Below are 24,549 nucleotides of genomic sequence, written 5' to 3'. Positions count from 1 at the left end.
GGCCGGCGGTCTGGACGCCCTCGCCCACGCCGCCCGCGCGGTCCGCCGCGGTACGGACGTCATCGTGGCCGGTTCCACCGAGGCACCCATAGCTCCCTACTCGGTGGTCTGCCAGCTCGGCTACGAGGAACTCAGCCGGGAGACCGACCCGGCCCGCGCCTACCGCCCGTTCACCGAGCAGGCCTGCGGGTTCGTGCCGGCCGAGGGCGGCGCCATGCTCGTCGTGGAGGACACCGGCTCGGCCCGCCGGCGCGGGCTGCCGGTCCGGGCCACCCTCGACGGCCACGCGTCGACCTTCACCGGGGCCTCCCGCTGGGCCGAGTCCCGGGCCGGGCTCGCCCAGGCGATCCGCGGGGCACTGGCCGAGGCCGGCTGCGCCCCCGAGGAGGTCGACGTGGTCTTCGCCGACGCCCTCGGCGTGCCGGAAGCAGACCGGGCGGAGGCGCTGGCCATCACCGACGTCCTCGGCGCGCACGGCCGACGGGTGCCGGTCACCGCGCCCAAGACCGGGATCGGCCGGGGCTACTGCGCGGCCCCCGTCCTCGACACCGCCGCCGCGGTGCTGGCGATGGAACACGGGCTGATCCCGCCGACCCCGGGCGTCTTCGACATCTGCCACGACCTCGACCTCGTGACCGGCAGCGCCCGTGCCGCGCGGCCACGCACGGCACTGGTGCTCAGCCGGGGCCTCATGGGGTCGAACTCGGCGCTCGTGCTGCGCCACGGCGCGGCCGAGTGAGTCGAACACACCAGCTGCCCAGCAGCTAAGCAGAAGGAGTTCCTATGAGCATCACCGTGGACGAACTGTCCGAACTCATGAAGAAGGCCGCCGGCGTCACCGTCACCCCGGCCGACCTCCAGGACCGGGCCGACAGCGGCTTCGACGTCCTCGGCGTCGACTCGCTCGGCCTGCTCGGCATCGTCGGCGAGCTGGAGAACCGGCACGGCGTGCCGATGCCGGTCGACGCCGAGCGGTGCAAGACGCCCCGCCAGTTCCTCGACCTCGTCAACAGCGCCATGCCCGCGGGAGCCTGAGATGACCGGACACACCCAGAACGAGATCACCATCGCCGCGCCTGTCGACCTGGTCTGGGACATGACCAACGACGTGGCCAACTGGCCCCAGCTGTTCAGCGAGTACGCCAGCGCCGAGATCCTCTCCGACGAGGGCGGCAAGGTCACCTTCCGGCTGACCATGCACCCCGACGAGAACGGCAAGGTGTGGAGCTGGGTCTCCGAGCGCTCTGCGGACCGCCGCAACCTCCGCGTCAAGGCCCGCCGGGTCGAGACCGGCCCGTTCGCGCACATGGACATCCTCTGGCAGTACGAGGAAGTGCCCGCCGGCACCCGGATGGTCTGGACCCAGGACTTCGCGATGAAGCCGGAAGCCCCCGTCGACGACGACTGGATGACCGACAACATCAACAAGAACTCCAAGGTCCAGATGGCCCTGATCCGCGACAGGATCGAGAAGGCCGCCACCGGCCGGCGCCCCGACCCGGCCCTGGCCGACTGAGCCGGCCGTCCGGAAACAGGAACGGAGAGACACGTGCACCAGGCCCTGATCGTCGCCCGTATGGCACCGGGCTCCGCCCCCGACATCGCGAAGGTGTTCGCGGAGTCCGACCGGGGAGAGCTGCCGCACCTCGTCGGGGTCACCCGGCGCAGCCTCTTCCAGTTCGGTGATGTGTACATGCACCTCATCGAGTCCGAGCGCGAGCCGGGACCGGCCATCGCCAAGATCACCTCGCACCCCGAGTTCAGGGACGTCAGCGACCGTCTCACGGCGTACGTCAGCGCGTACGACCCGGAGACCTGGCGCTCCCCGAAGGACGCGATGGCCCAGCGCTTCTACCTCTGGGAGCGCGACGGCGGCGCGTGACCCCGCGTACCGCCGTACGCCAACGGTGCCGGACCCGCGTACGACGCGGGCCCGGCACCGGCGCGTGCCGGGGCACCCGCGTCAGACGGGCACCGTGCAGTCGAAGGCGTGCAGATACGGGTTGACCGGCCGGATGTCGTTGACGCTCAGGCCCGCGTCGCCCAGCCGGCGCACCATGCTGTCGGTGGTGTGCTTGGCCCCGCCGACGTTCAGCAGGAGCAGCAGGTCCATCGCGGTGCTGAACCGCATCGACGGGGTGTCGTCGACCAGGTTCTCGATCACCACGACCCGGGCCCCGGGACCGCCCGCCGCGACCACGTTGGCGAGCAGCCGCGCGGTGGACTCGTCGTCCCACTCCAGGATGTTCTTGATGATGTAGACGTCCGCGTCGACCGGCACGGCCTCCCGGATGTCACCGGGCACGACCCGCGCCCGGTCCGCGAGGTCCCCGCCCTCGCGCAGCCGCGGCAGGCACTTCTCCACCACCTTGGGCAGATCCAGCAGATAGCCCTTCATCGCCGGGTACTTGTCCAGCAGGCTGGCCACCACGTGCCCCTGGCCGCCGCCGAGATCCGCGACCGACCGGCTGCCGGACAGGTCGAGCAGCGCGGCGACCTCGCGGGCCGACTGCTCGCTGGAGGTGGTCATCGCCCGGTTGAAGACGTCCGCCGACTCCGGCGCGTCCTCGTTGAGATAGACGAAGAACTCCTTGCCGTAGAGGTCCTCGACGACGTTGCGGCCGCTGCGCACGGCCTCGTCGAGCATCGGCCAGGCGTCCCAGGTCCACGGCTCGGTGCACCACAGGGCGATGTAGCGCAGGCTGTGCGGGTCGTCCTCGCGCAGCAGCCGGGAGGTCTCGGTGTGGGCGAACGTCCCGTCCGGCCGCTCGGCGAAGACGCCGTAGCAGGACAGGGCGCGCAGCAGCCGGCGCAGCGGCTTCGGGTCGGTCCGCACCGCGGAGGCCAGGGTCTCCACGGTCATCGGGGCGTCCCCGAGCGCGTCGGCGACGCGCAGCCGGGCGGCCGCGCGGACGGCGGCGGCACAGGCCGCCCCGAACACGAGCTCGCGCAGCCGCATCGACGGCGGCGGAGCGTCCTCCTCCAGCCCCTTGGCCGGCGTCCGGAGGTCGCGTGCTGGTGCGGTCATGTGCCGCCTTCCTTCCTTGTGGGGTGTCGTACGGCCGTCAGGTCAGCACAGACCCGCGGGCTTGGACTTCTTGCAGGTGTTCTGCTTGAAGGCGTTGCCGCGCTTGGCGGCTTCCTGGTTGACCAGGTCGGCGGGGGCGTTGCCCGACAGCTTGTTGCGGGTGACCTGGTTCTTGTCGCTGCTGGCGCCCACGAAGCTCTTGAAGACCACGACACCGCCCGACAGCGGGGACTTGCCGGAGTTCCCGGTGACCGTGTTCCCCGTCACCAGGGTTTTCTCGGTGCCGGTCAGGACGATGCCGGAGCCCTGCAGGAAGGCCAGCCGCGCGGTCTTCTTGCAGTACTTGTTGTTCTTCACGACCTTGTTGTCGGCGACGGTCAGGTGACCGGCCTTCGGCTTGTTCTCGTCGCCGACGACGAACACGCCCGCGCAGTTGCCGGTGACCGTGTTGTCCGAGACGGTGAGGTTGCGCAACCGTCGGACGGTGACGCCGATCCGGTTGCCCTCCAGACGGTTGTGCTCGACGACCGTGCCTTCGGTGTCGACGGCACCCTTCTCCGTGGTGACGGAGTTGGCGAGGAAGATGCCCGCGTCGCCGTTGTTGCGGGCGACGTTGTACCGGTACGTGCTGTGCACCGAGCGCTCCTCGGCGAGGCCCCACTGCCCGTTCTTCACGGCTTCCACGCCGTGCACGTGCAGGTTGGCCGCGCCCACGGCCATGACGCCGATCCGGGAGAACCCGGTCACGGTCATGCGGGCGATGGTGACGTCCTCGACGGGCTTCTTCTTGGCGCCGACCACGCAGATGCCGTTGCCCATCTCGGCGCAGGACTTCACGGCGGCCTTCTTCGCCGTGCTCTTCACCTTCTTGCCCGGCTTGAGCACGGTGTCCGGGCCCACGCCGCGCAGCGTGAGGCCGGGCGTGGTCACCTTGACGCTCTCGCGGTAGGTGCCGGCCGCGAGGAGGACCGTGTCGCCGGGCCGGGCGGCGTCGACCGCCTTCTGGATGGACTCACCCGGGTGCACCCGGAGAACGCGGTGCGAGGGGGTCGCCGGAGCGGCGCCGATGAGAGAGCCGCACAGGGCGGCGCTGCACGCGAGGTATGTGATATGGCGTTTTGTCACATTTGGAAGGTTAGGAGCAGATGACCCGATTAACGGCTGGATGCTCCGTTCGGCGGCGTGTCATCCAGGGGTGCGGGGCCTTGTCAATATGCGGCTCCGCCGCGTGGGCGCGAGAAACCACGACGGTGCGGCAGCCGCGAACGCAACCACCGCGCCCCGAGCTCGCAGGCGTGCTTCCCCCGGGCCGGGCGGCAACATCATTGAGCGAACCGAGGCCACGGCGGTTCGGCAAGCTGATCACCGCGTTACGAGGCGAGAGCGCAGGCCCTGTTCGCAGGGGCCGGCCATGGAGCCTGCCGTTGGGCGACCGGCTGCTACTGGTTGCCTCGTGCCGGCGTGCGAACCGGACACTGCGTCAGCTCGCCCTGCCACCACGCAGGCGATTCCGCTGGGAGGGCGCCGCAGATCGTCGGCCGGCCGGACAGGGCGGCAGGGAAGCGGTAGCTCGACGAACGACGATGGGGGCGCCCGGAGTGATCCGAGCGCCCCCATCGTCGTGGCAGCCGAAGAGCCCGGCGATGCGTAGGCGGCTTCCGGTGATCGACCCAAGCCCGGGGCAGGACAGGTCGGCGGCTGCGTCGGGGGTGCTGTCCTCAGGAGCGGGGTCATGGTCCCTGGCGATCTTCTCGCCGGTCACGGCTGACGCTCGAAGGGAGGCTCGTCGGTGTGCGGTGTGGTCGCTGACCTGGTCTGTTGCTGGTTTGCTGAGGGGCTGGACGGAGTGGCTCCGGGAGGGTGATCGGAGGCGTGAGCTGGGTTGTTGGTGGTATGCCTCAACTGACCAGACTCTGCCCTCGCCAGTGCCAGAATGGCTCCAACCGACTCTTGGCGAGCCATGTCTGGTCTGCCGACGCCTGCGCACGGGGGAGACGATGAGCGGCCTTGCCGATCTGGCCACGGGCCTGGGGGATGAGGAGGTGGCACGGGCTCTGGTCCGGTGGGCGAACCTCCTGGGCATGAGTGTCAGGCCTGTCATTCCTCGCTGGAAGTCGTCGGGCAGGGACTACACGGGCGCGGCGCTCGCGGCCGTGATAGTCAACCCGGGGCCGGGAATCGTCCTGGTGAAGGTGTGCCCGGCAATTCCGCGCGAGGGGTATACCTCCCAGGAGCGTGCATGGCATACCGCCCCGGCTTTCGCTCAGCGCCATCTGGCCAGGCAAGTCTTCGAGCCCTGCCCTGTGGGTGACGGGCGGCTGTTGACATTCCACAGCACCGCAGGCGGCAGCCTGAGGGATGTGAAGGTGATGGCCCGTCTGGACTGGAGGGAGGTGATCGCCACCTTCCGCACTGTGGTCACGGGGTTGGTGACGGACTGGAACAGGGGGATCGAAAACCAGCGCGTCGAGGACCTCTCAGTTTCCCGGTTCTTGCGCGGTGAACTCGGCGAATTACTTGAGAAGGACGGCGAGGTACGGGCGTACGCCGCGGGAGTCGACGCATTCCTGCTGGATGCGCCACGGGCGGCGTGGATCGAGGTCGACGGCGTGGTTGTGCCGAACCCGCTGGTCATGGCCTTGGCGAACCCTCAGTTGCCCGACCCGGGGTTCCAGGTGGTGCACGGTCTGACCCATTCCAACCTGCATCTTCAGAACGTCATAGTGCCCTTTCAGGAAGGCAGTCTGCGCTCTGATGTCTATCAGCTCATCGACCTGGCCAACTTCGCCGAGGCGGCCCCGCTAACGCGGGACATAGCGACGCTGATGCTGTCGGTCCTCGCCGAGCAGGTACCCAGGCACCTCCTCACCTCAGACCAGGAACACATGCTGCTGCCCTACCTGGTGAATCCTCAGGACGCCCAGGGCGCATCTCTCCCTATCTTCGTGAAAGAGCTTTTGGACGGTATGCACGCCGTCTGCGCCGACGTCGTCCCGGACAGCTGGCGGGAGCCGTGGATGGAACAGCTGCTTCTGTCCGTCCAGGCAACGGCGCTGCGCTTCACCACGTACGAGGGCCTGCGCGACGACGACAGGTGGCGGTTCTTCCGTCTGGCGGCCTACGCGGGCGGAGAGCTGCTGTCACGTCACGACACGGCACCCCCGCCATCCGCGCGGCAGGTCATACCGCCGTGGTCGACGGCCACCGTGGCCCTGGCCGAGCGACCTGCGCGTGAGCCTGCAGCACAGGTCGGCCCGTCGGGCGAGTCGCGTCTGCCAAGGCATAGCGGCACGCCGATGAAGACTGCGGCGGCTCAGCGGGAGCCCGGCAGCGCAGACCTGGTCTGCCGTGCCACTCGCACAAGGTTCCGTGCTCTCGCCACCAATATGACGATACGTCAGATTGTAGAGTCTTGGCAGAACGAGAATTTCGCGCCCGTCCCGGAGGACGAGTTGCGGTACACCGACACCAGCGTGCGCCGCAGGTCCTTCGAGTCCTACGCGGCCGCCGTCGACTGGACCGACTTCGGGCACGTCACCCGGGCGCTACGCGTGTTCGAGGACATCATCCGCACTGGCCTGCGAGAAGGCTGGCACGGAGAGTGGCTGCAGGACATCTCCCAGCGGCTTGATCAAGACGGACTGGCTGTTGACGGTCGGGGTCGCATCACCGGCCTGCCAGTTCCTCAACCACGGAACGCTGCAAGGACAGGCGGCCTGCCTCAAGTGCCGCGCATCACGGAGGTCACCCGCCGCCGCATCTTCGACCTGCTGCGCTGGCAACACACGGCCTGGACCGGCGGTCTCGACGAGATCGCCTTCCTTTCCCGTATGTACGACCTCCAGGCGATGCCCAGCAACGACACACGCTTCACCACCGCCGAGCGAGACATCATCCAGCACCGCTACAACAACCACGACTGGGAGGACGACTGGGTCTACGACGATGCCCGGTTCGCCCTTCTGCAGGGTCCGGACGACACCCTGCTGCGGTTCCTGGCCGAGATGCTCCACCCGGCCGTGCGCACGGCCGCAGACGAGGTGCAGCAGCTGCTCGCGGTCTTCAACGAGGCTCTCGCCCGCGACGGTTACGCCCTGGTCCAAGTCGACACCATCAGCGGCTACCCCGTCTACCGGGGACGCCGACGCGATTCCTTCCCGCCAGACCCCCGGCAGCATCGCCGGACACCCCCGCAACCAGCGGACCATCCCCGGCCAGCGGCTCGGCCCGAAGAGCCGACGCAGGCGAAGGCTGAGCCGGCCGACGCCACCCCCCTGGTACGCCAACACGCCCGCGGAGAGCGCAAGGACTACGCCTGCGAGCGCCTTCCCATCCCGCACGGAGGACAAGCCGACGTCTTCCGCGCCACTCACAAACCGACCGGGGCGATCGTCGCTCTCAAGCAACTGCGCGACAAGTACCCCGCGAAGCAGAAGACTGCCCGCATGGCGCGCGAAATCACCCTCGGCCGCCTTCTTGACGGGCACCCCCACGCGATGCCCGTCCTCGACGCCGACGCGAACCACCGATGGTTCGTCATGCCCTACGCCCAGACCTCAGCGGAGCCCTGCCGGCAGGAACTCTCCGAACCTGCGGCCCTCAAGAACCTGCTGGACGCCCTCTGCTCAGTGCTGGCCAAAGCCCACCAGGCCGGCTGGGTGCACCGAGACATCAAGCCCGCCAACATCCTCCGCCTCGACGGCCGGTGGGTGCTGGCGGACTGGGGCATCGCGCGCCGGCCCCGCGGCCAGACCACCGACGCTCAGCGCACCCGCGTCGGTGCCCGCTTTGGCTCCGACGGCTTCGCCGCCCCCGAACTCTCCCAAAACGCCCACGCCGCCACCCAGGCCGCCGACATCTACAGCCTGGGCCAGCTCATCGGCTGGGCCATCACCGGCACCATGCCCCAGATCAACATCCCACTGATTCCCAAGACAGGCCCCTGGCGCACGGTCGTTCGTACAGCAACCCAATGGAAGCCCACCCAACGCCCCGCCACCATCGAAGAGTTCCAGCGACTCATCACGCAGGAAACGGAAGCCCCGCCACAGCCAGCCATTCTCCGAGGCGAGACGCTCCAACAAGCCCTCAAGGCTGGGTCACCCACAGCAGCACGCGATCTGATCACTCTCACCGCTGCACACACCGACGACGCGGCGCTCTACCGCGACGTGGTGGTCACCGTCTCAGCCGACAGCCTTATGCCCGCTCTCCTGGCCATGCCCGAGCAGGCCGTCGAAGTCGTCCGGGCGATGGCCGCGCTCCTGGGCGCCCACCGCCCACCCGAACGTGGCGAGGTCAACGACACGATCATGTGGCTAGTCACCATTGCCCAGAGGGCAGCCGACGTCGGCGAACTCGACCTCCTGGAAGAATGCTGCAACGGCGCCTTCGAATGGGACGCTGAGTGGGACCAGTGGGCACCCCAAGAACACATAGCCCGGTGGCTCCCCACACTCACACAGGACGTGGCAAGCTCCGTCGCCGCCATGCTGCGCCGACACCCAGCCTGTGCCGCGCACTTCCAGCACCTCACCACAAACCTCCGCGTCGACCACCGGATCCGCGCCGCCATCGACAACGCCACCGCTGGGGAGCGGAGCGATCCGGCGGTCTGAGCCCGCGTGTGACGACCACGGCCGACCCGGCAGAGGGCCGTTGCCACTCCACTCCCGCACCCCCTTCAACAGTCACGATGCCCGGCGCAGCTCTTACAACGGCTAACACAGTGAGCCAAGTTGTCGATGGGTGATGAGATAGCAGGCGAGTTTGAGGAACGCTTCGTGGATGTCGGCCCTGGCGCTGTGTTGGGGCACTCAGGTCGAGGCCCGGCCCCTGCGCACGAACGGCGAAGGTCCCGACGACGCCGTTGCCGCGTACGTGGCCAAGTACGTCACCAAGGGAGCGAGCGAGACAGGCGCCGGCCTCGACCACCCGGTCAGGACCTCGACCGAGATCGAGTCGGCGCGCGTCAGCGAACACGTCCGCACCCTCATGCGGACCTGCTGGCGCCTCGGCGGTCTTCCCGAGTACGAGCCGCTGAACCTGCGCACCTGGACGCACACTCTCGGCTACCGAGGCCACATCCTCACCAAATCCCGCCGCTACTCCACCACCTACGGCGCACTGAGCCCTTTCCAACCTCAGTCTGAGCTGGCCAGATGGAGGATGAGGACGGCATGGACGAGGCTCGTGATCCGGGTCGTCGAGCAGCGCAGTTTGCGCAGGAGCCTCCAGGATTTGAGGGTGGCGATGGCTTGTTCGACCAGTGCCCGGATCTTCGCGTGGGACCGGTTGACGGCCTGCTGACCTGCGGAGAGGCTGTCCCATCGGCCGCGGTAAGGGAGGCGGACCGTGCCGCCTGCGCCCTGGTAGCCCTTGTCCGCCCAGCAGTTGATGTCGGCCTGGGCGAGAGCGTCGATGATGCCGTGCTCGCGAGCGGCCCGGACGTCATGGACGGCGCCGGCCAGGGCGGGTGAAGCCCACAGGAGACGGCCCTTCGGGTCGGCTATGACCTGCACGTTCATGCCGTGTTTCTTGTGTTTGCCCGAGTAGAAGGGACGGTCGGCGGCGATCCGGTCGATCGGCAGAAGTGTCCCGTCCAGGATCAGGTACGCCTTCATCGACGCGGCCCGTACTGCTTCGGCGAGCGTGGGGGCGAGGGCGGCCAGGAGTTTGACGGCCTCGGTGACGTACCGATAGACGGTGGTGGTGCCGATCCGGAAACCGGCCGCGAGCTGGGCATAGGGCTGGCCGTTGCGGAGGTGGGTGAGGGTGAGCAGGGCCTGCCGCCCCGCGCTCAGGCGGCGCCATCGGGTGCCGAGAACGCGACGGTGTTCCCTCAGACGGGCGGCGAGGAAGCGGAGGGCAGAGCTGGACACGTCGACGCCGGACGGGTAGACAAGCATGCGAAGCCTCTGGTGGAGACGGTTCTCTTGGTCGAAAACCCATCTACCAGGGGCTTCATCCGTCTGTCAGGCCAACTGGCCAGCCGACATGCGAGGTTGGCAAGGGCTCAACAACGCCAACGGCACCTGGCCTCATCTTCCTTGTGGAGAGCCGGGCTACCTCCTCCGATGAGTTTCGGCCACAGGAGTGGTCCAACTTCCGCAACGACTATGAGGAGTGATCCGAGTGGACCTGTACAGCGTCATGTGCGTGAGTGACCGGATCAAGGCACAGGAGTGGTTCGAGGTGTTCTTCGGGCGCCCAGCCGACGAGATCATTGGCGAGGAGTACCTGTGGCGGGTCGGTGAGAACGCGTGGGTCGTCGTTGACGATCGAGACATGCGCGCTGAGCGAGTAGGCGGAGCCATGATCACGCTCGGCGTGCACGACCTCGACGACATCCTGGCCCGACTCGACGCACACGGGATTGACCATGAACCGGTCGAAACCTACAGCAACGGCGTACGCCACGTCGTCGTGCTGGATCCCGACGGGAACAGCCTCTCGCTTGCCGAGGCACCCACCCAGTGAGCCATTTTCAACCTGCGCGGTGCTGGATCACACTGCATCTGACCTGCTCAAATTGAGGTTGGAAAAGGCTCACTGCGTGAGGAACGAGCCGAATATCAACGTACGGACATGGAGCCAGGCGAACCCCCAGCCCTTGTCATGAAGTCGAACTGGCGCTATGTCGGCTCTGGCTACACCCCCGGCGCAGCTCTGTTTGCGGCCGGTATCGCGGAAGGCATCGCCACCAGTCGTGAGCTCGCCCGCGAAGCGTTGGCCGACGAATGGGGGGCTGGGGGATGAGTCGGAAGTGCAGAGAAAATCGGTCGAGTACCGGAATTCGGTTGGAGGGGCCGCAGGATCCCGGTGAAACGGCTCCTGGTCGCAAGGGCATTTGGCGTGCCACGGAGCGGCCTGGCTCGCAAGCGGCGCATCGTCGAATGCTGGAAATTCTGTTCGGGTCCGAGTGAGGCGATCACCACGTATAGTCGATTCAGCACATGGGTGACCCCGGCAGCGTTGGCGCGCTCCGGGGTCTGGCCAGTCTGGAGGGACTGACATGGGCAAGACTCTCACATCCTCAATCGATGTGGCAGCAGGGGCGAACGCGCTCCGGGCGGTCGACTACCTGAGGGTTTCGACCGAAGATCAGGCCAAGGGCTACGGCGTCGCCTACACGTCCAAGAAGACCGCGCGCTACATCGAGCGCAAGGGTTGGAACCATGTTGGCACCTACACCGACGAAGGTGTGAGCGGCAGCCTGGAGGCTCACGAGCGGGGCGACCTGAAGCGGCTCATGGAGGATGCTCACCGCGAGCCTCGCCCCTTCGACATGGTGGTGGTGAACGAAGGCCGGGCTATCGGTCGTACCGGCCGGGCGTTCTGGCGCTGGGTCTGGGATCTCGAAGAACTCGGGATCTTCGTTGCTGTCGTCAAGGATGACTACGACAATTCAACGGCCTCCGGACGCTCGAAGATGCGAAAGGACGCCGACTACGCGGAGGAAGAGCGCGAGAATATCCGCAGTCGTACGCAAGGGGGAATTCAGGAGAAGGCGGAAGACGGCGGTTTTCCTGGCGGGCAGGCTCGATACGGATACCGGATCGCCAATCAGGGAAAGAAGGGTGAGCAGAAGCTCGTCATCGATGAATGCGATGGTGAGGAGAAATGCTCGCGAATGTCTCCCTGTACGACCCTCCATGAAGGTGTGGTGCTTCGTAGGGCTCGGGTGTTCGCGGTCAAGTTCCGAGGAAACTGGCGAAAAGTGGCACTGAGTCTCAATGCTGAGGGACTGCTGAACCGGTCCGGTAAGCCCTGGAGTCACGCCAATATCCGTGCGCGGCTGATGAACGAGGATCTGCTGAACGGCCGATTCATCTTCAGGAACGTCAAGAATGCCGAACTGGGGCCGGACGGTCGTCCGGTGTGGGGTGAGAGCATCGTCATGGAGCTGGACCCCATGTTCACCCCGGACGAGGTCGCCGAGCTGCGTCGAGCGACCGCCAAGCCTGCTCGTGCAAGTGCGGGTCCCGGACGCGTGTACTCGCTCTCGGGCCGGATCATGAGCCCGTGCGGCAAGCACTATGTCGGGGCCACTCGCGCTGACGCAACGACCCGTCACTACCGCTGCACGGGCAAAGCCGAGGCTTACCCCGGCGCGCCCACCTGTTCCTGCTCTCAGATCGACGCCGGCGGCGTGCAGAAGTGGGCATGGACGGAGGTCTGCAAGCTACTCGGTGACGCCGAGCGTCTTCGGGCCATGGCAGAGGAGTGGGTGGGAACCACGGTCGGACAGAACGTCGACCTGTCGTCGAGGCTTGCCGAACTCGATCAGCACATCGCGGAGCAGAACGACACGATCGACGTCACTACCGTCGCGGTGACCAAGCGAGAACTACGGAAGGGGCGCTCTCCGAAGGAGGCCGAGGCTGCCGTCGAGCGGGCCGTCAAGCCCTTGCTGGAGGAGTTGGCGCAACTGGAGAAGACGCGTGAAGAGGTCGCCGCGTGGCAGGCTGAGGTAGCCATGGGGGAGGAGCGCGCGAAGAACCTTCAGGCTCTCGCGGAGATGGCACACCGTCGTCTGGAGGAGCTCTCCGACGAACAGCAGCAGGAGTTCATGGAACTCCTCAACATCCGCATCAAGGTGACCGGTCCTCCTCCGCCGATGCGTAAGGGGCTTGTCTGCTCGGTTGCGGAGTGGTTCCGGATGAACGGGCGCTTGGTCCCGACGCTCACGGACGAAGCTTGGGATCGGGTCGTGCAATCAGCTCGCTTCCCGGGCGGTAGTCTCACCGCTCGCCAGGAAGGCGGGCTCGCTCCGCGAGTCGTGCTGGAAGTGTTCTTGGAGAAGGCGCGTACCGGTGCCCGTTGGCCTGAGCTCGATACGAAATACGGCTCGACGGGGCTGCGCGGGCACTGGCGGCGCTGGACTGCGTCGGGTCTCTGGGAAGAACTCATGGGTGCCCTGGAGGGCTGCGAGGGCATGCCTCCCGCTGAGCCTCACCCCTTGCCGCCCATGGAGATGAGCCGGGAGGTGAGGCCGGGTGTCATCCTCGCGGCATCCGGGGGGAGCGACCGCCACCGCCACGTCCGGGCATCGGACCCTTTGGCAGCGGCATGTTGCTCATCAGGTCGCCCATCGCCCGCAGTCGGTCGTTGGTCGTCGTCACCTGGGGGCCGGTCAGCACGCGGGGGAACTTGAGCATCGTGGTCCGCAGCTTCTTCAGCTCGACCTGGCCCTCACCCGTGCCCACGATCACGTCGTGCACCGGCACGTCGGCCACGATCCGGGCCATCTTCTTCTTCTCGGCGGCCAGCAGGGTCTTCACCCGGTTCGGGTTGCCCTCGGCGACCAGGACGATGCCGGCCTTGCCGACCGCCCGGTGCACCACGTCCTGGCTGCGGTTCATCGCCACCGCCGGCGTCGTCGTCCAGCCCCGCCCGATGTTGTCCAGAACGGCGGCCGCTGCGCCCGGCTGGCCCTCCATCTGGCCGAAGGCCGCCCGCTCGGCCCGCCGGCCGAAGACGATCGCCGTCGCGAGGAAGGCGAGCAGCAGGCCCAGGATGCCCAGATAGACCGGGTGGCCGATCAAGAAGCCGATCACGAGGAAGACCGCGAGGGTGCCGAGACCGACACCGGCAAGCACCAGACCGATCGTCTTGTCGGCCTTGCGCGTCATCTTGTACGTCAGGACGATCTGCTTCAGTCGTCCCGCATTCGCAGCGTCCGCTGCGGGTTCCTTCCTCGCCATGCCCCGAAGTCTACGTGGCCCCGGGAGTGCCTACGACGGCAGTGTCCCGACAAGGGCGGCGGAAGGGGGTGTCAGGAGCGGCCGGCGGCCTGCTCCAGGAAGCGCTGGGCCTCGACGCGGTCCTTGGCGCGACGGCGGTCCTCCAGCACGGAGGTCCAGGCGTTCTGACGGGCGGTGCGCTGGCCGCCGCTCATGAGGAGCGACTCGACGGCGCGCAGCGCGTCGGTGAAGGACGGGATCGCGGTGGCGCGAACGGGCGCGGCCTGCATGGTGGAGGTCCCCCCTCGAAGTGGGTGTACTTGCTGTGATACCAGGGTCACTGTTCGGTGTTACCAGGGCGTGACCGACCGGTCAAACGCCAATGAAACCTTGATACGCGGGTCCGGAACGCTGACGCGGCCCTGACGTATGCCCTCATCAGCGAGGACGGTCAGGACCGCGTCCATTCGGTCATTACTGACCGGTAGTAGTTTGTGCGTGAATTCACACGCTCGGCGGCCGGGCCGCGTCGGGCCGTCAGACCGCCTGTGCGGCGACGAACGCGCCCCGCTTCTCCACGGCCATCTGGTACAGGCGTCCGGCGCGGTACGAGGACCGCACGAGCGGGCCCGACATGACACCGGAGAAGCCGATCTGCTCGGCCTCCTCCTTCAGCTCCACGAACTCCTGCGGCTTGACCCAGCGCTCCACGGGGTGGTGCCGGACGCTCGGGCGCAGGTACTGCGTGATGGTGACCAGCTCGCAGCCGGCCTCGTGCAGCTGGCGCAGCGCCTCGCCGACCTCCTCGCGGGTCTCGCCCATGCCGAGGATGAGGTTGGACTTGGTGACCAGGCCGAAGTCGCGGGCGGCCGTGATGACCTTGAGTGAGCGGTCGTAGCGGAAGCCGGGGCGGATGCGCTTGAAGATCCGGGGCACGGTCTCGACGTTGTGCGCGAAGACCTCGGGGCGGGACGAGAAGACCTCGGCGAGCTGCTCGGGGACCGCGTTGAAGTCGGGGGCGAGGAGCTCGACCTTGGTGCGGCCGGCCTCGCGCTCCGCCGTCTGCGCGTGGATCTGTCGGACCGTCTCCGCGTACAGCCAGGCGCCGCCGTCCGCCAGGTCGTCGCGGGCGACGCCGGTGATGGTGGCGTAGTTCAGGTCCATGGTGACCACGGACTCGCCCACGCGGCGCGGCTCGTCGCGGTCCAGTGCCTCGGGCTTGCCGGTGTCGATCTGGCAGAAGTCGCAGCGCCGGGTGCACTGGTCGCCGCCGATGAGGAAGGTCGCCTCGCGGTCCTCCCAGCACTCGTAGATGTTGGGGCAGCCGGCTTCCTGGCAGACCGTGTGCAGGCCCTCGCTCTTCACGAGGTTCTGCATCTTCGTGTACTCGGGGCCCATTTTCGCCCGCGTCTTGATCCACTCGGGCTTGCGCTCGATGGGGGTCTCGGCGTTGCGGACCTCCAGGCGCAGCATCTTGCGTCCGTCGGGTGAGACTGCGGACACGACCGGCTCCCTAGCGATTGATTCTTCGGCGACCTTCAGGGTACGCCCGTGGATTCGAATACCCGGTGTGGGTGCTGACCTGTGGGGGCTGCCGCCCCCGGGCCCCCGCTTCGGCCTGAACGGCCTCGTCCTCGGACTCCCCCGGAGGGGGTGCCCCCGGACGGGGTGCCCCCGGACGGGCTGTCTGTGGCACCCCTCGTCCTCAAGTGCCTGGCGGGCCTGTTTATGCCACCGGTGTCGGCTCGATCACCCTCGGCTTGAGTTCCGCGTTCTCCAGTACGGCCTTCAGGCGCCGCTCCACCACCGGCAGCACCTCCTCGATCGTCACGTCCCGGCCCAGCTCGCCGGCGAGGGAGGCGACGCCCGCGTCCCGGATGCCGCACGGGATGATCCGGTCGAACCACTTGTTGTCCGGGTTCACGTTGAGGGCGAAGCCGTGCATGGTCACGCCCTTGGCCACCCGGATGCCGATCGCGGCGATCTTGCGGTCCTCACGGCGCTGGCCGGCGTTGGAGGGCGCGTACTCCGGGCCGTTGAGGCGCGGGTCGAACTCCTCGTCCGTCAGCCGGGGGTCGAAGTCCAGGGAGAGCCCTCCGAGGGCCTGCGGCCGCTGCTCCACCGGGTCGCCGAGCACCCACACCCCGCTCCGGCCCTCGACCCGGGAGGTCTCCAGGCCGAACTCGGCGCAGACGCCGATCAGCGCCTCCTCCAGGCGCCGCACGTGCGCGACCACGTCCACCGGGCGCGGGAGCTTCTGGATCGGGTAGCCCACCAGCTGGCCCGGGCCGTGCCAGGTGATCTTGCCGCCGCGGTCCACGTCGATGACCGGGGTGCCGTCGAGCGGCCGCTCGTTGTCCGCGGTGCGGCGGCCCGCCGTGTACACCGGGGGGTGTTCGAGCAGCAGGACCGTGTCGGGTACCTCGTCGGTGAACCGCGCCGCGTGCACCCGGCGCTGCTCGTCCCATGCCTCCTGGTACTCGACGGCATCCGCGCCGAACCCCATGCGGACGAACCGCAACTCACTCACGGCAAGCGCCTCCCTCGGCGATAAGGCGATAAGTGCGTCAGGCACGTAACGCGCCCAAGCCACTGTACGTCCGCCTGTCGCGCGTCAGCCCTGGGGCCAATCCTCACACGATCGGATGAATGAACGTCGAGATGTGCGATCGACTGCTCACTCTCCGCTACATTCGCGCCGTCCATGAGTGCCAAAAGGGCAGCTCACCGGCAATCCGGGCACAAGCGACCGAGCTGAGCCCGAAGGCAGGAGACCGCACCGCAGATGACGGACCGACCCGCGCAGCGCACCCCCAACCGCCAGCTCGCCGCGCTCATCGCAGAAGCGGGGTTCTCCAACGCGGGTCTGGCCCGTCGCGTCGACCAACTCGGTCTCGAACACGGGCTGGATCTCAGATACGACAAGACATCGGTCACCCGGTGGCTGCGCGGCCAGCAGCCCCGGGGCACCACCCCCGCCCTGATCGCCGAGGTCTTCACCCGGCGCCTCGGCCGCCGGCTCACCGCCCAGGACCTCGGTCTCGACGCCTGCGCCCCGGTCTACGCCGGGCTGGAGTTCGCCGCCACCCCCGAGGAGGCCGTCGACATCGTCAGCGGGCTGTGGCGCAAGGACTCCGGCAGCCACGCCGAGCTCCGCAAGATCGCGTTCACCCCGGCCGGGCTGGTCGTCCCCAGCCGGGACTGGCTGATCGGCCGCGCCGACGACAGGGTGGCCCGCGGCGAGCCCGCGGCACCGGCGGCCACGGCCCGGGTGCCGGCGCAGACCCGGCCCGCCGCGCCCAAGCCGGTGCCGCTCGCACCGGTGCGGCCGCGCGGGCAGGCCGAGCGCGGGCCCGGCCAGAAGGTGACCGGCGGAGACATCGCCGCGCTCCGCTCGGTCGGCGAACTCTTCCGCTCCCTCGACGACCAGTACGGCGGCGGTCATGCCCGGCAGGCCCTCGTCCGCTACCTGGAGCACGAGTGCGAGCCGATGCTGCGCGGCACGTACGGCGAGCAGACCGGCCGCAAACTGTTCGGAGCTGCGGCCGACCTGACCCGGCTCGCGGGCTGGACGTCGTACGACATCGCCGCGCACGGCCTCGCGCAGCGCTACTTCGTTCAGTCACTGCGGCTCGCCCAGGCGGCGGGTGACCGGTCCTACGGCTCCTACGTCCTCGTCACCATGAGCCGCCAGGCGGTCTACCTCGGCCACGGCCGGGAGGCGGTGCAGCTCGCGCGGGTCGCCCAGCAGGGGGTGGGCACGAGCGCCCCGCCGGTCGTCCAGGCCCTTCTCCACGCGGCCGAGGCGCGCGCCCACGGGGTCCTCGGCGAGGTGCGCGCCTGCACGGGCGCGCTCGTCCGCGCCGAACGCGCCCTGGAGACGGCCCGTCCCGGCGACGAGGTCCCCTACTGGGCCCGCTTCTTCGACGAGGCGCAGCTGGCCGACGAGTTCGGCCACTGCCACCGCGACCTCCAGCAGTTCCGGGCATCCGCCCAGCACGCCGAGCGCTCGCTCCAGCTCCGTGCGCCCTCCTATGCCCGTAGCCGCCTCTTCTGCCGCGTCGTCCTCGCCACGGCCCGCCTGGGCCTCGGCGAACTCGACCAGGCGTGTGCGCTCGGCGTGGAGGCGGCCGGGGCGGCAGCGGAGATGCGCTCGGTCCGCGCAATCGAATACGTCAAGGACTTCGAACGCCGCCTGGAGCCCTACAAGGACGCAGCACCGGTGAAGGGCTACCGGGAGAGGGTCGCGGCGCTGGGCTGACGAACCGCTGCGCTGGGCGGGGGCCGACGTGCCGCTGCGCTGGACCGTGGCCGAGGGCTGGTGGACTGGGCGAGCCGATTTCCCACTCGGCTCGCCTCTCCGCCGGGCAGCCCTTCTTCGCCGCTCACCTTTCTTCTCCGCCGCAACGGTGCTCAGCCACGACGGCGTTGTTCGGCGGTGTCGAGCCGGCCGTTGCCACTCGCCGTTGCCGGTTCCGGTCGGTTGTCTGGTGCGGCGCCGTCGTGGCTTGTCGCGCAGTTCCTCGCGCCCCTGAGGGGGCGCTATGCCGCTCGGCGTTGTAAAGGTTCGGCCCTGTTCAGGGAGCCCGACGTGCCGAGGTCGGTCAGGATTGCTGCTGTTGCTCGGTGGGCTGAATGGAGCGCGCCCTGGACCGTGCTGGTGTCGCGGTGGTCGCCGCAGACGTAGAGGCCGGCCAGGAGGCGGACGGGGCGGCGGAGGTCGTGTGGGGGGCGCATGGCGGGGATGGCCTCGGGGGTGTGGTGGACCGCGAGAGTCTCCCAGCGGCGCGTCGATGTGCCGTAGAGGCGGGAGAGGTGCATGCGGACCGCTGTGTCGATGTCGGACGGGGGCTTGCCGAGGACTGTTGAGGAGATCAGGGCTCGGCCCTGCGGGGCGCGGCTCGGGTCGATGTTGCTGACGACCGAGGTGTGGGAGACGGGGCCGCCCCGGTCCGCGTCCAGGAGGAGGGACGTTCCGGTTGTGAGGGTCGCCGGCTCGTCGGTCGTGTGGTGGACCACCGTCACCCGGTGGAAGTCCGGGACGCGCAGGCCGGGGAGGAGTTCGGCGGCGGCTCGGGCATCGGTCGCGAGGAGCACCGCCCGGCAGCGGATCTCGCCGTGGTCGGCCGTCGTCACCGATGTGGTGGAGATCGAGGTGACCCGTACGCCGGTGTGGACGGTGCCGGGCGGGAGGGCGCGGGCGAGGAGGTCGGGGAGGGCTTCGGCGCCCCCCTCCGGCACGCACAGCCGCCCGCTCGCGAAGGAGCGCAGGGCGAGGTCCGCGCAGCGGCTGGACGTCGTCAGCTCGGGGTCGCAGAGCAGGGCCGCGAGCAGCGGGCGCAGGAAGCCGTCGATCGTGCGGGCGGGCACCCCGCGCTCCGCGAGGGCGTGGGCGGCGGGGAGTTCGGGGCGGGCGAGGATGCGTTCGACGGGGGTGGTGGCGATGCGGCCCAGCGCGGCGCCGAGGCGGGCCTGGTCGACCGCGCCTCCCATCGGCGCGGACGATCGCGGCGGTGCCACCGGCGAGCCGCCCCTGGGGGCGCTTGCCAGGGCGCGCACGGCGTACAGTGCGCCCCTCGCGCTCCCTCCGCCCGCCGGAGCGCCGGCCCGGTGCCTGCGCCCGTCGCGATGCAGCAGCACGCCGGGCGCGTACCGGCGCAGCACCAGGGCGTCCAGCCCCGGGGCGAGGCGTAGCTCCGGATAGGACGTGGACAGGAGCTGGCCGATCCGGTCGAGCCGGAAGCCGTCGACCTTCTCGGTCGCCATACGGCCGCCCACGTAAGGGGCGGCCTCCAGGACCGCGGTCGTTACTCCTGCGCTGTTCAGCCGATGAGCCGCGGAGAGTCCGGCGATACCGGCTCCCACGATGACGACGTCCGCCTGGTACGCGGGCTCATGCACGAGGCCCCTCCTCGATTGCGCGTCCGGTGGAGACGTGATGCCCCCAACAGGCTCCGGGGATACCCGAGTTCGGGTCGAGGTTAGGACGGTGATCGGTCAAGGACAGTCGCGCATGAACAGGGCACGGTCGCACGCCGGTCGCATGCGGTCACAGGGGTCGTCAGGCCGCGCGAATCGCTTCCTCGATGCCCGGGAACGCGAAGGTGAACCCCGACTCCAGCAGCCGCTTCGGCACCACCCGTTGGCTGCCGAGCACGTCCCCGGCCATCTCGCCGAGCACCGCCCGGAGCACCGGGGAGGGCACCGGGAAGCGGGCCGGACGGCGCAGCACGCGGGCCATCGCCGCGGTGATCTCACGGTTCGTCAGGGGGTGGGGTGCGGTGAGGTTGAAGGGGCCGGCCAGGCCCTCGGTGTCCATCAGGAACCTGATCGCGGCCACCTCGTCGTGCAGCGCGATGAACGACCAGTACTGCCGGCCGTCCCCCAGCCGCCCGCCGAGCCCGGCCCTGAAGAGCGGGAACAGCCGCCCCCAGGCCCCGCCGCCACGGGCCACCACCAGGCCCGTGCGCGTGAACACCGTCCGCACGCCCGCCTCCTGCGCCGGGGCCGCCGCCTCCTCCCACTCCACGCACAGCGACGGCAGGAAACCGTCCCCGGGCGGGGCGTCCTCGTCCACGACCCGGTCGCCGGTGTCGCCGTAGAAGCCCATCGCGCTGCCGCTCACGAACACCCGTGGCGGCTCCGGCAGGGCCGCCACGGCCTCGGCGAGCGCGGCCGTGCCGAGCACCCGGCTGTCCCGGATCTCCCGCTTGTAGGCGGCCGTCCAGCGCCGGTCGCCGATCCCCGCCCCGGCGAGGTTCACCACCGCGTCGCAGCCGGCCAGTCCGGCGGTGTCCACGTACTGCCCCTCGGGGTCCCAGCAGACCTCCGCGGTGCCCCGGGCCGCGCGCCGCACCAGGCGCACCACCTCGTGCCCGTCCGCCCGCAGGGACCGCACCAGGGCGCTGCCGATGAGACCGGATGCGCCGGCCACCGCGATACGAGAACGTTCCATGGGTCCCAGCATGCCGGGAAGGACGGGGGAAAACCCGTGGGGCCCCGGTGCCGGCCGACTTAGGGTGACCGCATGCCGGAACCCTACATACGCACCGCCCTGCCCGACGACGACGAGGAGCTCTCCGTCCTCGACCGCGCCACCTGGTCGTATCTGCACGCGGTCCTGCCCCGGCCGCAGCCGCCGTACGACCCCTTCTTCAGCGAGCGCCACACCCCCGAGGACACCCTGGTGGCCGAGCTCGACCGGCGCGTCGTCGGCTACGTCCGGCTCGGCCTCGCCTACAAGGTCGCCTCCAACGCGCACGTCCGGCAGATCCAGGGCCTCGCGGTCGCGGAGGAGGCCCGCGGCCGGGGCGTGGCCCGGGCGCTGCTGCGGGCGGCGATGGAGGAGGCCCGGCGCCGCGGCGCCCGCCGGATCCGGCTCGGCGTCCTCGGGCACAACACCCCGGCGCGCCGGCTCTACGCGTCGGAGGGGTTCGCCGTCGAGGGCGTGCTGCCGGGGGAGTTCTTCCTGGACGGCGAGTACGTCGACGACGTGGTCATGGGCCGGTCGCTGTGACGGTCAGGACGATCAGGACGTGATCAGCTCGCCGGTGTCCACCGGCGAGGTGGCGGTCGCCCCGCGTGTGGCGTCCGAGGCGACCTCGTCGGCCGTCAGGACGTACCCCGTCTCGTCGTCCGACGTGGAGCGGGCGAACACCACGCCGTACACCTTGCCGCCGGTGGTGAGGAGCGGGCCGCCGGAGTTGCCGGGGCGGACCGTGGAACGGATCGAGTAGATCTCCCGGGTCACGGTCGCGTCGTTGTAGATGTTCTGGCCGGTGGCCTGCACCTTGTTCGCCACCGTGGCCGCCTGGAGGTTCAGGTCGCCGTCCTGCGGATAGCCGGCCACCACCGCGGAGTTCCCGCGCGCCGCCGTGGTGTCGAGCCGCAGTACGGGCGCCCGCAGCTGCGGCACGTACAGCACCGCCACGTCCCGGTCCGGGTCGAAGAGGACGACCTCCGCGTCGTACGACTGCCCGACCCCGCCGATCCGCACGCTCGGGTTGTCGATGCCGGCCACCACATGGGCGTTGGTCATCACATGCTCCGGCGCGAACACGAACCCGCTGCCCTCGCGGCCCTGGGTGCCGGAGGAACCCTCGATCTTGACCGTGCTGCGCTTGGCCGCGTTCGTGGCGGCCGCCGTGACGTTGTCGCCCGACGGCTTGGCGACCCGGGCCGTCGACTCGTTCTCGAACGGGTTGAAGACCTGGGGGAAGCCCGCCTCGGTCAGCGCCGAGGTGGCCCGCGAGAACCAGGCCGGCGTGGTGTCCGGCATGGTGTTCTGCACCGCCCCCAACAGCTTCGAGTCCCGGATCGCCGTCGTCACCGCGGGCGACGAGGACGCACCAAGGACGCTCGCCGCCACCCAGGCCACGATCAGCACCGCCACCGAGTTGGCGACCGCCCCGCCTATCCCGTCGGCCACCCTGAGCGGCCCCTGGTCCAGCTCCCGGCGCAGCCGCAGCGCCAGCCGCCCGGCCAGCTCGTGCCCCACCACCGCCGGCACCAGCACCGTCAGCACCGCGACCACCGTCGCCGTCGCCGTCCCGCGTGTGACCAGCTCCATCACCCACGGCAGCACCCACACGCCGATCACCGCGCCGCCCACGAACCCGGCCAGCGAGACACAGCCGGCCACCAGCCCGCGCCGGTAACCGGACGCCGCGTAGACGAGGACCACCAGTACGAGCACCAGGTCGAGCAGGTCCACGGAGCCGCCTTTCTCTCGGTGCCCTTAATACGGTCGGGACAGGTCCGGTGATCAGTTCACGCGCGCGAGGCACCCCGGAACCGGCCACGTGTGCCTGTACCCCCTGAAACGCCCCGGACCAGGACGATGGTTCCACCAGGTGGCACAGCACACATCGCGGGCGGAGTCGATCAACCCGAGAGTGGGTGCCATGCGTGTCATCCCACGAGCGGGGCGGCGCACCAGGATCACCGCCCTGACGCTGCTCGGCTGCCTGCCCGGCCTCGCCGCCGTCCTCACGCTGGTGCTGTGCACCCGGGACGCCGACCGCCCGGTCGCAATCCGCCTGGCCGCGCCCGCGCCCGCCAGCCCCGCCACCCGCTACCGGGCACCCCGGCCGCACATCGTGCCGCGCTCGGCCTGGCTGAACGCCACCGTCAGCCGCACCCAGCCGCCGCCGCGCTACGACGACAAGGTCGTCGCCGTCTTCGTGCACCACACCGACTCGCCCAACGGCTACTCCTGCGCCCAGGCCCCCGAGATCATCCGCCGCCTGTACACCGGACAGACCGGCGACCGCGCCTGGGACGACATCGGCTACAACTTCCTCGTCGACCGCTGCGGCACCATCTACGAGGGCCGCGCGGGCGGCGCCGAGCGGGCCGTCACCGGCGCCCACACCCAGGGCTTCAACCACCGCACCGCCGGCATCGCAGCCCTCGGCACCTTCACCGCCGGGGTGCCCGTGCCACGCGCCATGGCCGACTCGATCGCCGCCGTCGCCGCCTGGAAACTCGGGCTGGCCGACGTCGACCCGCGCGGCAGCGCCCGCCTGGTCTCCAGCAACGGCCTCAGCCGCTACCGGGAGGGCGCGGTCGTCGCCCTGCCGGCCGTGGCGGGCCACAAGGACGGCTACATGACCAACTGCCCAGGAGCCGCCCTCATCGCCCGCCTGCCGGAGATCAGGGCAGCGGCGGCCCGGCTGCAGGGCAGGGCCACCGAGACGGGAACCCCCCTGAGCACACTCATGGAAACCCCCCTGGCAACCTCCCTGGGACCGCCCGCGAAGGCGTCCACAGGAACGCCATAGGCGGCACGCAGGCCGTTCAGATCCCCGCGCCCTACCGTCAGGTGCATCAGCAGCCGACTGGAGGTGGGGATCATGAACAGCAGTCGTACCGAAGCCCGTTCGGAGGCCACGGAGAAGGTTGGTCGGGTCAGGTCGTCCAGGGGACCCTGGGCCGTGGTCTGCGCGGTCGCGACGGTCGTCCTCGGCCCGGCCGCGGTCACCGCGTCCGCCCTCGACCAGGCCAACGCGGCGCCGATGCACCACGCGGTCAAGGCCGAGCAGACGCAGGCGTACATCCCGTCCGACGCGACCCGCCGCCGTACCGCCGCCTGATCCCTACTCCTTGAAGCGGTCCCACAGTCTGGGGAACCGCTCGGAGAGCACCCGCGCGCTCTCGAAGTCGACCGGGGTGCCCTCGGGTTCGGAGGGCGCGGGCGCGATGCCCAGGTCCGGCGCCACAGTCCCGGTGAGCTGCTCGTACGCCTCGTCCGCCGCGTACCCCAGCTCCTCGCCGTCGCCGTCGATCTCCTCGTCGAAGTCGCCCAGCAGCTCCGCCAGCGCGTCCGGGTCGTGCAGGGCGCCCTCGAAGATCTCCCGGCCCTGGGCGATGAGCCAGCACCGGAAGAAGTCGAACGCGTCGTCACTGGCGCCGTCCAGCAGGACCCAGGCGGCGCCCCACAGGTCCCAGCGGTAGGCGCGGTTGTAGCGGGCCTCGAAGTGACGGGCGAAGTCCAGGACCAGGTCCGGCTCCAGCTGGAGCAGCCGCTCCACGAGCAGGTCGGCCTGCTCCTCCGGGTCGCCCTCGGCGGCCTCGCGGGTGGCGTCGACCAGCTCCCAGAACTCCGTCTCGTCCATCACGGGTCCAGCATCGTGCCTGCGCGGCGGGGGCGCACGCGGAGTGGTGCGGATTGTTATCCGCCGCAGTCCCGCCGTGTCCGGCGGCGACCCGCCCTGTCCGCCGCAGTCCCGCCGTGTCCGGCGGCGACCCGCCCTGTCCGCCGCAGTCCCGCCGTGTCCGGCGGCGGCCCGACCGCGAGCGGCAGACACGACGGCGCGGTCCGGCAGTCGCTGCCGG

The 24,549-nt window shown here is 69.7% G+C and carries 21 protein-coding genes and 3 pseudogenes; 13 read left to right on the top strand and 11 right to left on the bottom strand.

Annotated features, from left to right (window positions below; translation table 11 throughout):
* The 4 genes from ACFWPS_RS51190 to ACFWPS_RS51175 form a co-directional block, all read left to right on the top strand.
* On the top strand, window positions 1-739 hold a 739-nt coding region (locus ACFWPS_RS51190), incomplete at its 5' end, for a beta-ketoacyl synthase N-terminal-like domain-containing protein (protein ID WP_383720607.1).
* A 44-nt stretch (window positions 740-783) separates the two neighbouring features.
* On the top strand, window positions 784-1,035 hold the full coding sequence (locus ACFWPS_RS51185) for an acyl carrier protein (protein WP_383720604.1): 252 nt from the start codon (window positions 784-786) through the stop codon (window positions 1,033-1,035).
* A 1-nt stretch (window position 1,036) separates the two neighbouring features.
* Complete coding sequence (locus ACFWPS_RS51180) at window positions 1,037-1,516, top strand: SRPBCC family protein (protein WP_383720602.1); 480 nt, start codon at window positions 1,037-1,039, stop codon at window positions 1,514-1,516.
* A 33-nt stretch (window positions 1,517-1,549) separates the two neighbouring features.
* Window positions 1,550-1,882 carry a TcmI family type II polyketide cyclase gene (locus ACFWPS_RS51175; RefSeq protein ID WP_189260622.1) on the top strand — a complete coding sequence of 111 codons (333 nt, stop codon included), beginning with the start codon at window positions 1,550-1,552 and terminating at the stop codon, window positions 1,880-1,882.
* An 81-nt stretch (window positions 1,883-1,963) separates the two neighbouring features.
* Here the strand turns inward: ACFWPS_RS51175 and ACFWPS_RS51170 are convergent, their stop codons facing one another.
* A complete protein-coding gene (locus tag ACFWPS_RS51170) occupies window positions 1,964-3,028 on the bottom strand; it encodes a methyltransferase (RefSeq protein WP_383720599.1) in 1,065 nt (354 codons plus the stop codon).
* A 42-nt stretch (window positions 3,029-3,070) separates the two neighbouring features.
* Entirely contained in the window at window positions 3,071-4,153 is a 1,083-nt protein-coding gene (locus ACFWPS_RS51165; RefSeq protein ID WP_383720596.1) for a nitrous oxide reductase family maturation protein NosD, read from the bottom strand.
* Between the two features lie 170 nt (window positions 4,154-4,323).
* On the opposite strand from ACFWPS_RS51165, the pseudogene ACFWPS_RS51160 reads away from it, so the two are divergent.
* The 3 genes and pseudogenes from ACFWPS_RS51160 to ACFWPS_RS51150 all read left to right on the top strand — a co-directional run.
* A pseudogene (locus ACFWPS_RS51160) lies at window positions 4,324-4,518 on the top strand (hypothetical protein); the annotation flags it as partial.
* A 507-nt stretch (window positions 4,519-5,025) separates the two neighbouring features.
* Window positions 5,026-8,646 carry a protein kinase gene (locus ACFWPS_RS51155; protein ID WP_383720614.1) on the top strand — a complete coding sequence of 1,207 codons (3,621 nt, stop codon included), beginning with the start codon at window positions 5,026-5,028 and terminating at the stop codon, window positions 8,644-8,646.
* Between the two features lie 178 nt (window positions 8,647-8,824).
* Window positions 8,825-9,157, top strand: a pseudogene (locus ACFWPS_RS51150) (replication initiator); the annotation flags it as partial.
* Window positions 9,158-9,171: 14 nt separating this feature from the next.
* On the opposite strand, the gene ACFWPS_RS51145 reads toward ACFWPS_RS51150, so the two are convergent.
* On the bottom strand, window positions 9,172-9,936 hold the full coding sequence (locus ACFWPS_RS51145) for an IS5 family transposase (RefSeq protein WP_383720594.1): 765 nt from the start codon (window positions 9,934-9,936) through the stop codon (window positions 9,172-9,174).
* Window positions 9,937-10,162: 226 nt separating this feature from the next.
* Here ACFWPS_RS51145 and ACFWPS_RS51140 point away from each other — a divergent pair, with 226 nt between their 5' ends.
* On the top strand, window positions 10,163-10,507 hold the full coding sequence (locus ACFWPS_RS51140; protein ID WP_383720591.1) for a VOC family protein: 345 nt from the start codon (window positions 10,163-10,165) through the stop codon (window positions 10,505-10,507).
* Window positions 10,508-11,042: 535 nt separating this feature from the next.
* Window positions 11,043-11,537: pseudogene (locus ACFWPS_RS51135) on the top strand (recombinase family protein); the annotation flags it as partial.
* 1,492 nt (window positions 11,538-13,029) lie between these two features.
* On the opposite strand, the gene ACFWPS_RS51130 reads toward ACFWPS_RS51135, so the two are convergent.
* The 4 genes from ACFWPS_RS51130 to lipB form a co-directional block, all read right to left on the bottom strand.
* Window positions 13,030-13,734, bottom strand: coding sequence for a DUF4191 domain-containing protein (locus ACFWPS_RS51130; protein ID WP_383720589.1), 705 nt, complete (start codon window positions 13,732-13,734; stop codon window positions 13,030-13,032).
* A 71-nt stretch (window positions 13,735-13,805) separates the two neighbouring features.
* Window positions 13,806-14,003 (bottom strand): hypothetical protein, encoded by a 198-nt coding sequence (locus tag ACFWPS_RS51125; RefSeq protein WP_181806529.1) that lies wholly within the window; start codon window positions 14,001-14,003, stop codon window positions 13,806-13,808.
* 247 nt (window positions 14,004-14,250) lie between these two features.
* A complete protein-coding gene (lipA, locus tag ACFWPS_RS51120) occupies window positions 14,251-15,216 on the bottom strand; it encodes a lipoyl synthase (protein ID WP_089101190.1) in 966 nt (321 codons plus the stop codon).
* Between the two features lie 223 nt (window positions 15,217-15,439).
* Window positions 15,440-16,243 carry a lipoyl(octanoyl) transferase LipB gene (lipB, locus tag ACFWPS_RS51115; protein WP_383720586.1) on the bottom strand — a complete coding sequence of 268 codons (804 nt, stop codon included), beginning with the start codon at window positions 16,241-16,243 and terminating at the stop codon, window positions 15,440-15,442.
* A 255-nt stretch (window positions 16,244-16,498) separates the two neighbouring features.
* Here lipB and ACFWPS_RS51110 point away from each other — a divergent pair, with 255 nt between their 5' ends.
* Window positions 16,499-17,974: a regulator gene (locus tag ACFWPS_RS51110; protein WP_383720583.1), complete on the top strand. Its 1,476-nt coding sequence runs from the start codon at window positions 16,499-16,501 to the stop codon at window positions 17,972-17,974.
* A 281-nt stretch (window positions 17,975-18,255) separates the two neighbouring features.
* On the opposite strand, the gene ACFWPS_RS51105 is transcribed toward ACFWPS_RS51110, so the two are convergent.
* The gene (locus ACFWPS_RS51105) at window positions 18,256-19,614 is read right to left on the bottom strand and encodes an NAD(P)/FAD-dependent oxidoreductase (protein WP_383720580.1); all 1,359 of its coding nucleotides are present in this window, start codon (window positions 19,612-19,614) and stop codon (window positions 18,256-18,258) included.
* 160 nt (window positions 19,615-19,774) lie between these two features.
* Complete coding sequence (locus ACFWPS_RS51100; RefSeq protein ID WP_383720577.1) at window positions 19,775-20,668, bottom strand: TIGR01777 family oxidoreductase; 894 nt, start codon at window positions 20,666-20,668, stop codon at window positions 19,775-19,777.
* 72 nt (window positions 20,669-20,740) lie between these two features.
* Here ACFWPS_RS51100 and ACFWPS_RS51095 point away from each other — a divergent pair, with 72 nt between their 5' ends.
* Window positions 20,741-21,229: a GNAT family N-acetyltransferase gene (locus ACFWPS_RS51095; protein ID WP_383720575.1), complete on the top strand. Its 489-nt coding sequence runs from the start codon at window positions 20,741-20,743 to the stop codon at window positions 21,227-21,229.
* Between the two features lie 12 nt (window positions 21,230-21,241).
* Here ACFWPS_RS51095 and ACFWPS_RS51090 read toward each other — a convergent pair whose 3' ends face one another.
* On the bottom strand, window positions 21,242-22,426 hold the full coding sequence (locus tag ACFWPS_RS51090) for a MarP family serine protease (RefSeq protein WP_383720572.1): 1,185 nt from the start codon (window positions 22,424-22,426) through the stop codon (window positions 21,242-21,244).
* 190 nt (window positions 22,427-22,616) lie between these two features.
* Between ACFWPS_RS51090 and ACFWPS_RS51085 the strand changes: the two genes are divergently transcribed.
* Both ACFWPS_RS51085 and ACFWPS_RS51080 read left to right on the top strand, forming a co-directional pair.
* Window positions 22,617-23,495 (top strand): peptidoglycan recognition protein, encoded by an 879-nt coding sequence (locus tag ACFWPS_RS51085; protein WP_383720570.1) that lies wholly within the window; start codon window positions 22,617-22,619, stop codon window positions 23,493-23,495.
* A gap of 72 nt (window positions 23,496-23,567) precedes the next feature.
* Window positions 23,568-23,807 carry a hypothetical protein gene (locus ACFWPS_RS51080; protein ID WP_383720567.1) on the top strand — a complete coding sequence of 80 codons (240 nt, stop codon included), beginning with the start codon at window positions 23,568-23,570 and terminating at the stop codon, window positions 23,805-23,807.
* Between the two features lie 3 nt (window positions 23,808-23,810).
* On the opposite strand, the gene ACFWPS_RS51075 is transcribed toward ACFWPS_RS51080, so the two are convergent.
* Window positions 23,811-24,329: a DUF4240 domain-containing protein gene (locus ACFWPS_RS51075; protein WP_383720610.1), complete on the bottom strand. Its 519-nt coding sequence runs from the start codon at window positions 24,327-24,329 to the stop codon at window positions 23,811-23,813.
* Window positions 24,330-24,549: the final 220 nt, after the last annotated feature.

The sequence above is a fragment of the Streptomyces sp. NPDC058457 genome (assembly GCF_042720695.1).
Lineage (GTDB): Bacteria > Actinomycetota > Actinomycetes > Streptomycetales > Streptomycetaceae > Streptomyces.
This window is presented reverse-complemented; position numbering and strand designations above follow the sequence as displayed.